Origin of the sequence: Streptomyces sp. NPDC020965 (assembly GCF_044333555.1) — a bacterium.
Lineage (GTDB): Bacteria > Actinomycetota > Actinomycetes > Streptomycetales > Streptomycetaceae > Streptomyces.
This window is the reverse complement of record NZ_JBIRRE010000012.1, coordinates 103,588-115,276: the sequence shown is the minus strand read 5'-3', so window position 1 is coordinate 115,276 and position 11,689 is coordinate 103,588. Positions and strand designations below refer to the sequence as shown.

Sequence of the window (11,689 nt, the reverse complement as noted above, 5' to 3'; positions counted from 1 at the left end):
GGGGCTACGGGGCTACGGGGCTACGGGGCCACGGAGGGCCCGGGTCGCGGCATCACCCAGCCGCCGTCCACCTCTTTGCGGAGTTTCGCGGCCCTCCCGTCCCAGCTGAACCCCTGGTCCGGGTCGAGCGGGTAGGTGCGCAGATCACCTCCGGCGTCGAGACGGGTGGTGCCGGTCCGTCCCTCGTGGGTCCAGTCGAACCGCACCCGCCACGCGCAGTCGCAGCGCTCGGCCCGCACCCCGAGCAGGAAGTGATCGGGGTCGTCCGGGGTGACGCGGTACGGGAACGGAGGCGTCCGCAGGCCCTCGGCGTTCGGTACGGGAACGGGATCGACCCGCGCCCGTCCCGGGTCGAGACGCGCCTCGAACACCCGCTGTGGCTCGCCGCCTCCGCACCCGGTGTCGGGGAAGATCCAGGCGGTACCGGCGGACCGCCGCCGCTCCGTCATCTCCAAGGTCATGGCGGTGACCAGGACCGGAGTCGTGCTCTTCGTACTGAGGGTGAACCTCAGATTCGCGGTGTTGGGGTGCGAGCCGAGGGACCGCAGCGGCTCGTACAACGGGTTCGGGTCGCTCCAGTCGTCAGGACCGCCGTCGGGCCACGCCTCGACCAGCCGGGGCTCGACCGCGGACGCCGCCCCGGGCAGTCGCCAGGGCGTGCACCGCTCCACATCGGCGGCCCGATCCGCGGTGGCCTGGAGGGGGCTCCCCGGTGGTTCGTCCAGGACGGTCCGCCAGAGCGCGCCCACGCCGGTCCTGGCGGCGTCCACGGGCAGGGCGGCCAGCGAAGTGGCGAGTGCCGTGAGGAACGCCGCGAGGAGGTACCGCACCCGGGCCCGGCGCCGCCGTGTCGCCGCCGAGACGTCCGGACCGGGCGCGGCCGACCCCACGCCGCCGCCCTCGGGTGCGGAGCGGCGCGTCGCCGCCGTACGGAACCACTGCCTACCGGTCACATCGGCGGACGCTAACCGGTGGTGGTCCGACGCGGTGTGCATTCACCGGCATTTCATGCTCTGGAGCGACATCTAGATCGATGTCCGGAGCGGCGGTCCGGACACCGATCTCACAACTCGGCCAGCGCGGTGGCCCGTTCCGGCGTCGGACCCCCCGGCCGCGCACCGGGTCCGGGGTGTGGGAAGCCCCTTACCGGCGCACATACGCCCGGCTACGATCACCGCGTGTTCGAATCCCTGCGCAGACGCCCACGCGACGTCCGGATCGCCGTGGCCATAGCCGTGATCGCGATAGTGCCGTTCCTCCTGCCGGCCGTCTTCGAATCGAAGAAGATCGTCAACGGCGAGCTGATGGAGTACAGCTACTTCAATCTGACCGCGTTCGGCGGCGGAATCATCGCGCTCATCCACGCGGTGAAGACGTTCTTCGCCGCCCGGATCAACGCCGAGCTGACGACGAAGGTGAAGGCCCTGCTGGCCGTCCTGGTCGTGGTCAGCCTCTTCCAAATCGTGCGCGGCAGCGGCGTGGTGGAACAGACGACCGAGTGCGAGGCGTCGTACAGCTTCGATCTCTGCCGACCGGAGTAGGGCTCGGGCAACCTCTCGCGCGCCGCCCTGGAGCGGGTCCGCGCCACCCGTACCACCGGCCGGCCCACCGGGTCCTACTCGCTTCCCACTTCCTCATTCCTGTTCCGGCACCATCCGCTCGCCCTTCCTGGAGCGTTCGCTCTCGCGCGGGGGCGTGGTCGCCGTCACGCGGGTGCCCGGGTGGGTCAGGGCGCAGGCGAAGGACACCACCAGGGCGATGGCCATTCCGTAGAACACCCACTGGTTCGCCTCGGCGAAGTCCATCCGGACCGCGTCGCCCGCCTCCCGGAGGGCCGTGGCCACCGGGCCGTCGCCCGTCGGACGGTGGCCGCCGCCGTGGGCCGCGACCGCCTGGGAGACACCGCGGGCCGCGTCGTCCGCCGCGCCCGGGGGGACGCCGCGGGACTCCAGCGTCGCGGCGACCTTGTCGACGGTGACATGGCTGAGCACGGTGCCGAAGACCGCCAGGCCGACCGCGGCGGCGTAGTTGCGGACGGTCTGGGTGATGCCGGTGACCTCGCCGTACGACGCGTCGATCGCGCGGTTGACCGAGTCCGTCGAGGCGGGGGCCAGCACGAAGCCGATGCCCGCGCCCGCGAGGACCACGTACGGCCACTGCGCGCCGACCGACAGATCCGTCATCTTCCAGGCCCACAGCGCGAATCCGGCCGCGCCCAGCGCCGAGCCGAGCACCATGGGGAAGCGCGCGCCGCGTCCGTCCAGGAGGCGGCCGCCGATCTGGGAGGCGACGACGAAGCCGAGGAAGAAGTAGAGGAGGTAGAGCGCGGCCTCGTTGGGCGTCTTGCCCAGGGAGACCTGTGCGTACACGGAGGCGAAGAAGAACAGGGGTACGAAGGCCAGCATCGCGAAGAACAGCACCGCGTTGTCGACGAAGAAGGCCCGGTCGCGGAAGACCCGCAGATTGATCAGGGGGTGTTCCGGATAGCGGAGTTCGTACGCGCAGAACGCCACCAGAAGGGCGAAGCCGCCGATGATGCAGGACCAGGTCGCGGCGGAGCCCCAGCCCCACTCCGCCGCCTGCTGGAGGCCCAGCACGCTCAGGCCCATGCCCGCCGCCACCAAGACCGCGCCGGGCAGGTCGAGGCGTTCCCTCCGTACGACGTTGGGAATGCGGGCCAGCAGGGTGAGCACGATCGCGATCAGCGCGACCGGCACATTGACCCAGAAGATCGCCCGCCAGGTCCAGGCCGTCAGCCAGCCGCCCAGCAGGGGGCCGATCGCGGTCAGGCCGCCGGCGACCCCGAAGAAGAGGGCGAGCGCCCGGCCGCGCCGTTCCACCGGGAAGACGGCGACGACGACCGCGAGCGCGGCGGGGAAGAGGAGGGCGGCGCCCACGCCCTGGACCGCCCGGAAGATGATCATCCAGGTCTGGGCGAAACCGGTGGCGGGGACGCAGCCGCAGAGCACCGACGCGGTGACGAAGATGAGCGTGCCGGCCAGCATCACGCGGCGATGGCCGTGGATGTCCGCCAGCCGGCCGCCGAGGGCGAAGGTCGCGGCGAGCGCGAGCAGATAGGCGTTGACCACCCAGCGCAGCCCGGAGGAGGAGAGGTTCAGTTCGTCACTGATGTCGGGGGCGGCGACGGCGACGATCGTCTGGTCGATGAAGGTCATCGAGACCGCGAACATCATCGCGGCGAGCGCCAGGCCCTGGTTCGGTGATGCGGCGGAGGTTGGTGTTGGTGAGGGGGTCGAGCCCGAGGCGGGAGGAGGGGGTGGGTCGGAGGAGCCCGTGTTGCCGGCCGTGCCGGAGCCACCCGTAGCCGGGGCACCGCCAGCCGCGCCGGGGTCAGCGCCGTCCGAAATGTCGCTCATGTCGGAATTCTTGCCCGGGTCGGGACCGCCCGCACACCCGGAATCGCGCGGCGGGCGGTCTCAGCGGGGAAAGGAGGATCAGCCGCCGGTCAGATTCGTGAAGGCGTCCAGATTCCGGGTGGACTCGCCCCGCGACACCCGCCAGGCGTACTCCTTGCGGATGGCGCTCGCGAATCCCATTTCGAGCAGTGTGTTGAACGCGCCGTCCGACGCCTCCAGCACCGACCCCAGCACCCGGTCCAGCTCCTCCGGATTGATCACGGAGAGCGGGAGCCTGCCGGTCAGATAGATGTCGCCGAGGGGGTCGATCGCGTACCCCACCCCGTACAGCCGCAGATTCCGCTCCAGCAGCCAGCGGTGCACCGCCGCGTCGTTCTCATCGGGGTGGCGGACGACGAACGCGTTCACGGAGAGGGAGTGTCTGCCGATGCGCAGGGAACAGGTCGTGGACAGCTTCCGGGTCCCCGGGAGGGTCACCACGTACGCGCCGGGCTCCGGGCTCTCCCAGGCCAGCTCGGCGTCGCCGAGGGCCTTCTCGATGACCGCCGCGTACCGTCGTACGTCGTCGTCAGACATGGTGCGAGCGTACCCGCCGACGGTGTTCGTACATCGCCGCCGTGTAGACGTCCGCCGTCGCCGACGCCGCGGTGCCCCAACCGAAGGATTCGGCGTGGCGCGCCGCCTCGGCACCCATCCGGGCGGCCAGCGGCTCGTCCGTCAGCAGTCGGTGCAGGGCGTGGGCGTAGTCGCCGGGGTCGTGGCCGTCCACCAGGATGCCGGTGTGGCCGTCGCGCACCGCGACCGGCAGTCCGCCGACCCGCGCCGCCACCACCGGGGTGCCGGCCGCCTGCGCCTCGATCGCGACCAGGCCGAACGATTCGCTGTACGAGGGCATCACGAGCGCCGACGCCGCGCGGAACCAGTCCGCGAGCGCCTCCTGACCGACCGGCGGATGGAAGTGGACGAGATCCGCGATACCGAGCCGACAGGCCAGCTTCTGGAGGCCCTCGGGCTTGGCGAGACCGCTGCCGCTCGGGCCGCCGACGACCGGGACATGGAGCCGGGAGCGGAGCTCGGGATCGCGCTCGACCAGCCGGGCGACCGCGCGCAGCAGGATGTCGGGGGCCTTCAGGGGCTGGATGCGGCCCGCGAAGAGGGGGACGAAGGCGTCCTGCGGCAGGCCGAGCCGCGCCCGGGCGGCGCGCCGGCCGTCGGCCGGGCGGAAACGGTCCAGATTCACGCCGGGGTGCACGATCGCGACCTTCGCGGGATCTGCGTCGTAGAAGCGGATCAGTTCGTCCGCCTCGCCCGCCGTATTGGCGATCAACCGGTCCGCCGCGTTCACTATCTGGGTCTCGCCGATGACCCGGGAGGCGGGTTCGGGGGTGTCGTCGTCGGCGAGCGCGGCGTTCTTGACCTTGGCCATGGTGTGCATGGCGTGGACGAGCGGCACGCCCCAGCGCTCGGCGGCGAGCCAGCCGACATGGCCGGAGAGCCAGTAGTGCGAGTGGACGAGGTCGTAGTGGCCCGGGCGCTGTCGGGCCCAGGCCCGCATCACGCCGTGGGTGAAGGCGCAGAGCTGGCCGGGGAGGTCTTCCTTGGCGAGGCCCTCGTAGGGGCCCGCGTCGACGTGCCGGACGAGGACTCCGGGCGCGAGTTCGACCGACGGGGGCAGGCCGCCCGCGGTCGCCCGGGTGAAGATCTCGACCTCGATGTTGAGGGTGGCGAGACGTTTCGCCAACTCCACGATGTAGACGTTCATACCGCCCGCGTCGCCGGTGCCCGGCTGGTGCAGGGGGGAGGTGTGGACGCTGAGCATGGCGATCCGGCGCGGCTTGCGGTGGTGCGCGGGGAATCGGAGGCGGGGAGCCATGAAGCCGTTGCCGAGGCGGGAGACGTACTGGCTCACGTCGGAGAACCTCCTCGTTCCGGCAGTCCACTGCCGGTGTCGCTCGCTGCCGGCGTGGCGCGCTGCCGGTGTTCCGGGCCTGTTCCTGGCACGTTCCGGGCCTGTCTGCCGGTGGGGTCTGGCGGTCGGATCTGACGGTCTGACGGTGGGCACGGGCACGGGGCCCGTTCCGGACGTGAGGGGACGCGCGCACGGCCGTCCCCTCCACCGCGCGTAAACAGCGGATGACGTCCTTCCATTTCCGCCGCCGCCCCGCTTTACCAAAACGTTGCCTTCGGGGTGGCGTGACCGGGCGGGGGGTGACCGGGCGGGGGGTGTGTCCGAGCGGAGGGTGTGTCCGAACGGGGGTCCGGCTGGGGCATGCCCGGGCGGGGGTCCGGCTGGGGCGTGTCCGGCCGGGCGTGCTCAGCCGGGGCGTGTCCGGGCGGGGGCTGTCCGGCCGGGGGCGGGCCGACCGCGGGCCGGGGCGTGTCCGGCCGGGCGGGCGGCCGGCTTCGGGATGACAGGGGCGTGCGGGGTGGGGTGGGGCGGACGGCTCCGAGGATGTACGGGTGCGGGGGCGGACGGCTCCGAGGATGTACGGGGCCGGGCGGGGACGGAGCCGTACGCGAGCGGTCCGGGGCAGGGGTCCGGGCTCAGGGGCCCGGGCGCGCCGGTCCCGGTGTCGGGCGCATACCCTCGCTTCCATGACCCGCCCCGTCGGTACCGCCACCCGCGGGACGACCAATCCCAACCGACTGCGCCGCATGGACCGCTGGATCGCCGCCACCCACGGCCCCGCGCTGCGCCGCAGCGACCGGCCGGTGGCCGTCGACCTCGGATACGGGGCGGCTCCCTGGACCACGCTCGAACTGCTGCGGCGGCTGCGCACGGCCGATCCGCGCTGCGAGGTGGTCGGGATCGAGATCGACCCGGCGCGGGTCGCGGCGGCGCGGCCGTACGAGCAGGAAGGGCTGAGCTTCCACCACGGCGGTTTCGAGATCCCCCTGGGCCAACTGGCCGGCTCGGGCGGCCGGGGGGCGGTGCCGCGCCCGGTGCTCATCCGCGCGGCCAATGTGCTGCGGCAGTACGACGAGGGCGAGGTCGCGGCCGTCTGGGCGCGGCTGTGCGGACGGCTGGCGCCCGGCGGGCTGCTGGTCGAGGGCACCTGCGACGAGATCGGGCGGCGGCACGTCTGGGTCGCGCTCGGGCCGGAGGGGCCGCGCACGGTGACCTTCGCGGCCCGGCTCGGCTCCCTGGACCGCCCGTCCGATCTGGCGGAACGGCTGCCGAAGGCGCTGATCCACCGCAATGTGCCGGGCGAGCCGGTCCACGCCTTCCTGCGGGACTTCGACCGGGCGTGGGCGGCGGCGGCCCCGTACGCCCCGCTCGGCGCGCGGCAGCGGTGGATCAGGGCCGTACGGGATGTGAGCGCGGACTGGCCCCTGCGGGACGACCGGCGGCGGTGGCGGCAGGGGGAGGTCACGGTGGAGTGGGCGGCCCTGGCTCCCGAGGGCCCGGGCCCTGTCTGACACATCCCGTCTGACTCCCCCGCCGGCCCCGCGTCCCCCACACGAGTGAACATGCGTACGAATCCTGAGGATGTCGGCTCGGGAGGGAACGCGGGGTACGGACCATTCGTCACTGACGGATGAGTGGACGAATGAGTGATCGACTCGGGGTGGGGCGATCTGGGGACGGCCTCTGTCACTTTGCGGGGCGCCGTGGCACCATCACGACAACACTCATATGTTACTGACGGTAAATCAGATATAGCCGGAGGGGGAGTCGTGAACCGACGCCGCTGTGCCACTGCCGCGATCACGCTGGTCTGCGCGCTGACCGTCCTCACGGCGCCGGGCACCGCCTTCGCGGCCCCTCTCGCGCCGAACGCACCGAACGCACCGAGTGCCCCCGGCGCCCCGCTGCTGCCAGGCGCCCCGCTCGCGCCACTCGCGCCCGCGCCGCCGTCGGCCGACGCCGCGCCCCGCACCGGGCCCGGCACCGGTCCGGGGAAGTCATTGGACGAGATCCGGCTGGAGATAGAGAGCCTCTACCACCAGGCCGTCTCCGCGACGGACGCGTACAACCTCGCCGAGGAGGAGACGAAGCGGCAGTCAGCCGAGATCGTCAAGCTGGCGCAGGAGGTCGTCAAGGGCCAGGCCAGGATCGACGACCTCAAGGCCCGCGCGGGCGCCGCCGCCCGCGCGCAGTACCGGGGCGGCGGGCTGCCGCCCGAGGCCCATCTGCTGCTGACGGACGACCCCCAGCTCTTCCTCGACGGCGCGGGCCGCATCCAGCAGGGCATGAAGGCGACCCGCGATCTCCTCAACGACCTGGACCGGACCCAGGCCGAGCTGGCCTCGTACAGCCAGGACGCGAGCGCCCAGTGGCGGAAGCTGGAGACCAACCGCATCAAACAGGCCGCCGCGAAGAAGAAGATCGACACGAAGATAGCGGCGGCCCGGAAGATCGAGAACGCGCTGGAGAAGGAGGAGCGCGCGCGGCTGCTGGTGCTGGAGCGGCAGGCGGCGGAGCGCGCCCAGGCGGCCTGGCTGCGGTCCGGCGCCCTCCAGAAGGCGGCCGAGTCGCCGAGCGGGCCGACGGGTGGATCGACGGGCGGCGGGGCCGGGCAGCCGGCCGGTCAGGGCCACCGGGCGGTCGAGTACGCCAAGGCGCAGATCGGGAAGCCGTACGGGTGGGGAGCCGAGGGCCCGGGGGCGTACGACTGCTCGGGGCTGACCTCGCAGGCGTGGTCGGCGGCGGGCAAGGGCATCCCGCGCACCTCGCAGGAGCAGTGGCGACAGCTACCGAAGATCACGATGAGCGATATACGGCCCGGCGACCTGATCATCTACCACGCGGACGCGAGCCATGTCGGGATGTACATCGGCGAGGGCTCGATCGTGCACGCGCCCAGGCCGGGGCGGTATGTGTCGATCGCGGGGGCCGGTTCCATGAAGATCCTCGGGGTCGTGCGCCCGGACAGGTGAGCGAGGCCCCCGGCCGGGGGGCCCGGGGTCCGCGCCGCGCCCCGGTCCGCCCGGCGCCGCCGCCCGCGGGCGGCGGACGGGCCCCCGCCGCGGGGCTCCGCACCACCCTCACGGTGACGTTCCGTACCGGCCTCGTCCCAACATCGTCCCAACATCGGAACACGCTGTATTCGCGTTGCGACCGATCACGGCCCGGGTGCGTGATGTTCGTCATGACCAGGCCGCCAACTGCCCCCACATAACGGACACATGGCACCCGGTCGCCGTCCGTCCGCATTCCACTACGGTCGGGGCTACCGCTATGGTCCCCGTCTGGCGGGACGTCGTTCGTCGTCCCGCCGCGCCCTCGGGGGAGGGAAAGGAAACCCGATCAATGCCCGCACCCGTACCTCGGCAGAGGAGTGCTTCCGTCGCGGAGACCGCGACCGGTAGCACCGGCAGCACCACGGCCGGCACCGGCGGCGACCTCACCGTCCTCGTCATCGAGGACGACCCCACGGGCAGCTTCAGCGTCCCTGAGCTGCCCGACACCGGTGGCGCCCGGGTCCGGGTCCGCAGCGCGCGCAATCTCACCGAGGCCGAGCGACTGCTCACCGATGACGTCCACTGCGTCCTCGTCGATCTCGCGCTGCCCGGCGCGGGCGACGACGACCTGGCCACGCTCAAGGACGTACTGCGGCTCGCGCCCCGGCACGCGGTGCTCGCCCTCACGACCTCGGGCGACGCGGAGCGGGCGGCCGAGGCCGTACGGGTCGGCGCACAGGACCACCTCTTCCGCGACGAACTGGACGGACGGCTGCTGAACCGGACCGTCCGGTACGCGGTGGAGCGCAAGCGCGCCGACACCGCGCAGATGAAGCTCGCCGAGTCCCGACTGCGCGCCCAGGAGAACGCCCGGCTGGAGCGCGGGCTGCTGCCCACGCCCCTGCTCCAGGGTTCGAATCTGCGGTTCGCCGCCCGCTACCGGCCCGGCCGCTCGCGGGCGCTGCTCGGCGGCGACTTCTACGACACGGTCCGCACCCCGGACGGCACGGTCCACGCAATGATCGGCGATGTCTGCGGGCACGGCCCCGACGAGGCGGCGCTCGGCGTCGAGCTGCGGATAGCGTGGCGAGCGCTGACCTTCGCGGGTCTGTGCGGGGACGAACTGCTCTCCACCCTCCAGCAGGTGCTGGAGCACGAGCGGGAGAGCGACGAGATCTTCGCGACGCTGTGCACGATCGACATCGCGCCGGACGGCAGACGCGCGGGGCTCTGTCTGGCGGGCCACCCCTCGCCGCTGATCACCCGGGGCGGGCGCGCCGAGCGACTCCTCCCGTACGAGAGCGGTGGCCCGGCGCTCGGTCTGCTGCCGCGCGCCCGCTGGCCGCGCCACCAGGTCCAGCTCGGTGGGGTCTGGGGGCTGATGCTCTTCACGGACGGGCTGATCGAGGGCCGCTCGGGGCCCGGCGAGAAGGAGCGCCTGGGGGACGAGGGTCTGGCGGCGATGGTCAACCGTCAGCTCGGGGCGGGTCTGGATGGCGAGGCGCTGCTGGAGTCGGCGGTCGCGGAGGTCCGCGAGCTGAACGGCGGCGATCTGACCGACGACGTCGCCGTACTGCTGCTCAGTCGAGGGACCGAGCCGAGAGGCTGAGCGGAGGGGGCGCCGGGAGCGGGTGAAGCCCCTGCGGACTACCTGCCGCCGTTATAGGGGCCGTACGGTCCGTCACTGCTGGAACCGCCGCCGCGCCGACCGCCGCCGGACACCTGCTTGAGAGCGGGCCGCACATCGACGAAGAAGACGATGCTGGCGATCAGTCCGGCGATGGACAGGAAGAGCATCGGCACAAAGAGGTTCACCGCGACGGCGATGCCCAGGATGATCAGCCAGAAGTTCTTGTTCTGCTTGTCGGCGGCGCGATAGGCGTCGTCGCGCGCGACGGCGGCCAGGATCAGCGCGGTCACGGACGTGACCAGGAAGACCAGGTCCAGCAGTAGCCAGAGGGTGAAGTCGAATCCCGCGCGCAACATGGTGAGCACCGCCTACGCCTAGAGAGTGATGAAGCGCCTCGCCGCCAAGGTACCCGGAGAACGGGCCGGGCACCCCAAAAGATGCCCGGCCCTTTCCACCTGAGGGCACCGGCTCCGGTTACTTGGCGGGCGGTGTGGTCTTGCGCGCGGCCGGCTTGCGCGGGGTGGTCTTGCGGGCTGTGACCTTGGCGGACGCGGCGGGCTCGGCCGCCGCTGACTCGGACTTCACCGACGCGGACCGCACCGGCTCCGGCTGCGTCTTGGCGGGCGATGCCTTCGTGGACTGCGGCTTCACGCTCTGCGGCTTCACCGGCTGGGTCTTCACGGGCTGCGGCTTCACCGGCTCGGGCTCGACGGCGACGGCGATCTCGGTGATCTCCTCGGCGGCCTCGCCGCGCCAGGTCCGTACGGTCTGCTCACCGTGCTCGGCGACCTTCTCGTACGTCTCCCGGGCCCTGACGGCGTACTCGGCGGCGACACCGACACCGCGCAGGGCGAGGTCCTGGGCGGTCTCGCCGATCCTCTTGAGGTCGGCGTCCAACCCCCCGAATCCCCCGATGATGTCCGTGACCTTGGCCTGCACGGTGGCCTGCGCCTCCCGGGCCTGGCTGGTCACCTTCTCCTGCACGGCCTTGGGGTCGGTGTTCCGCACGGCCTCGATCCGCCCCGGCGCATCGGCCGCGAGCTGCTCCAGCAGGGCGGGCACCTTCCGCGCCTGCTGTACGGCGATGTCGGCGGTGCCGGCGGCGAAGTAGAAGGGGGTCGGGTCGGTGAAGGTCTTACGCAGGTCGTCGGTGATGGCCATGACTGTGGTCCTCCTGGAAGACGGGTCAGTTTGAGGGTTGGCCGGCATCGTTGCCGTCGGCCTCGTGAGGGCCGTCAGCGGTGGCGTCCGAGTCCGTTCTATCGCTTTTGTAGCCGTTGGCGGCTCTGCCGGCGCTCTCGCCGTCGGCGTCGCCTTCGCCATCCGGATCGTCCGTGGCGTCGAATCCGTTCTCCTTGCGGAAGGACTCGTAGATCTGGAGCAGGACGGCCTTCTGCCGCTCATTGATCGAGGGGTCGGCGACGATGACGGCACGCGTCTCCAGCTCGTCCCGATCCCGCTCGTCGAGGATCCCGGCCCGCACGTACAGCGTCTCGGCGGAGATCCGCAGGGCCTTGGCGACCTGCTGCAACACCTCCGCGCTCGGCTTGCGCAGCCCGCGCTCGATCTGACTCAGATAGGGATTGGACACCCCGGCGGCGTCGGCGAGCTGCCGAAGCGAGAGCTGCGCGTTTCGCCGCTGCTCGCGGAGGTACTCACCGAGATTGCCGACGTTGAGTGATGCCATGCCACCGATGGTGCACCCGCTTGCTAACTATTGCAAGCAAGTGCTTGCAATAGTGTTCCATGCCACCTGAGACTTTGCAGGCTAACTGGC

General features: G+C 71.9%; 11 protein-coding genes. 4 read left to right on the top strand and 7 right to left on the bottom strand.

The genetic code is table 11. From position 1 onward, the window contains the following. Nucleotides 1–20 precede the first annotated feature (20 nt). Nucleotides 21–953 carry a hypothetical protein gene (locus ACH4S7_RS30540; protein ID WP_398524580.1) on the bottom strand — a complete coding sequence of 311 codons (933 nt, stop codon included), beginning with the start codon at nucleotides 951–953 and terminating at the stop codon, nucleotides 21–23. A gap of 225 nt (nucleotides 954–1,178) precedes the next feature. On the opposite strand from ACH4S7_RS30540, the gene ACH4S7_RS30535 reads away from it, so the two are divergent. Further along, nucleotides 1,179–1,541, top strand: a complete 363-nt coding sequence (locus ACH4S7_RS30535; RefSeq protein ID WP_398524579.1) for a hypothetical protein — start codon at nucleotides 1,179–1,181, stop codon at nucleotides 1,539–1,541. A gap of 93 nt (nucleotides 1,542–1,634) precedes the next feature. Here the strand turns inward: ACH4S7_RS30535 and ACH4S7_RS30530 are convergent, their stop codons facing one another. The 3 genes from ACH4S7_RS30530 to mshA all read right to left on the bottom strand — a co-directional run bounded on the left by ACH4S7_RS30530 (nucleotide 1,635) and on the right by mshA (nucleotide 5,286). Further along, nucleotides 1,635–3,377 (bottom strand): MFS transporter, encoded by a 1,743-nt coding sequence (locus tag ACH4S7_RS30530; RefSeq protein WP_398524578.1) that lies wholly within the window; start codon nucleotides 3,375–3,377, stop codon nucleotides 1,635–1,637. A 78-nt stretch (nucleotides 3,378–3,455) separates the two neighbouring features. Continuing rightward, nucleotides 3,456–3,953, bottom strand: coding sequence for a YbjN domain-containing protein (locus ACH4S7_RS30525; RefSeq protein ID WP_398524577.1), 498 nt, complete (start codon nucleotides 3,951–3,953; stop codon nucleotides 3,456–3,458). Further along, nucleotides 3,946–5,286, bottom strand: coding sequence for a D-inositol-3-phosphate glycosyltransferase (mshA, locus tag ACH4S7_RS30520; RefSeq protein WP_398524576.1), 1,341 nt, complete (start codon nucleotides 5,284–5,286; stop codon nucleotides 3,946–3,948). Before mshA ends, ACH4S7_RS30525 begins: the two co-directional genes overlap by 8 nt. A 686-nt stretch (nucleotides 5,287–5,972) precedes the next feature. Between mshA and ACH4S7_RS30515 the strand changes: the two genes are divergently transcribed. The 3 genes from ACH4S7_RS30515 (at nucleotide 5,973) to ACH4S7_RS30505 (ending at nucleotide 9,891) form a co-directional block, all read left to right on the top strand. Then, nucleotides 5,973–6,797, top strand: coding sequence for a class I SAM-dependent methyltransferase (locus tag ACH4S7_RS30515; protein ID WP_398524575.1), 825 nt, complete (start codon nucleotides 5,973–5,975; stop codon nucleotides 6,795–6,797). 258 nt (nucleotides 6,798–7,055) lie between these two features. Beyond that, complete coding sequence (locus ACH4S7_RS30510) at nucleotides 7,056–8,258, top strand: NlpC/P60 family protein (RefSeq protein ID WP_398524574.1); 1,203 nt, start codon at nucleotides 7,056–7,058, stop codon at nucleotides 8,256–8,258. Between the two features lie 373 nt (nucleotides 8,259–8,631). Then, nucleotides 8,632–9,891, top strand: coding sequence for a PP2C family protein-serine/threonine phosphatase (locus tag ACH4S7_RS30505; RefSeq protein ID WP_398524573.1), 1,260 nt, complete (start codon nucleotides 8,632–8,634; stop codon nucleotides 9,889–9,891). 38 nt (nucleotides 9,892–9,929) lie between these two features. On the opposite strand, the gene ACH4S7_RS30500 is transcribed toward ACH4S7_RS30505, so the two are convergent. The 3 genes from ACH4S7_RS30500 to ACH4S7_RS30490 form a co-directional block, all read right to left on the bottom strand. Then, on the bottom strand, nucleotides 9,930–10,268 hold the full coding sequence (locus ACH4S7_RS30500; RefSeq protein ID WP_398524572.1) for a DUF2516 family protein: 339 nt from the start codon (nucleotides 10,266–10,268) through the stop codon (nucleotides 9,930–9,932). Nucleotides 10,269–10,386: 118 nt separating this feature from the next. Beyond that, nucleotides 10,387–11,073: a hypothetical protein gene (locus tag ACH4S7_RS30495; RefSeq protein WP_398524571.1), complete on the bottom strand. Its 687-nt coding sequence runs from the start codon at nucleotides 11,071–11,073 to the stop codon at nucleotides 10,387–10,389. Between the two features lie 25 nt (nucleotides 11,074–11,098). Then, the gene (locus ACH4S7_RS30490; protein WP_398524570.1) at nucleotides 11,099–11,599 is read right to left on the bottom strand and encodes a helix-turn-helix domain-containing protein; all 501 of its coding nucleotides are present in this window, start codon (nucleotides 11,597–11,599) and stop codon (nucleotides 11,099–11,101) included. Between the last annotated feature and the right edge of the window lie 90 nt (nucleotides 11,600–11,689).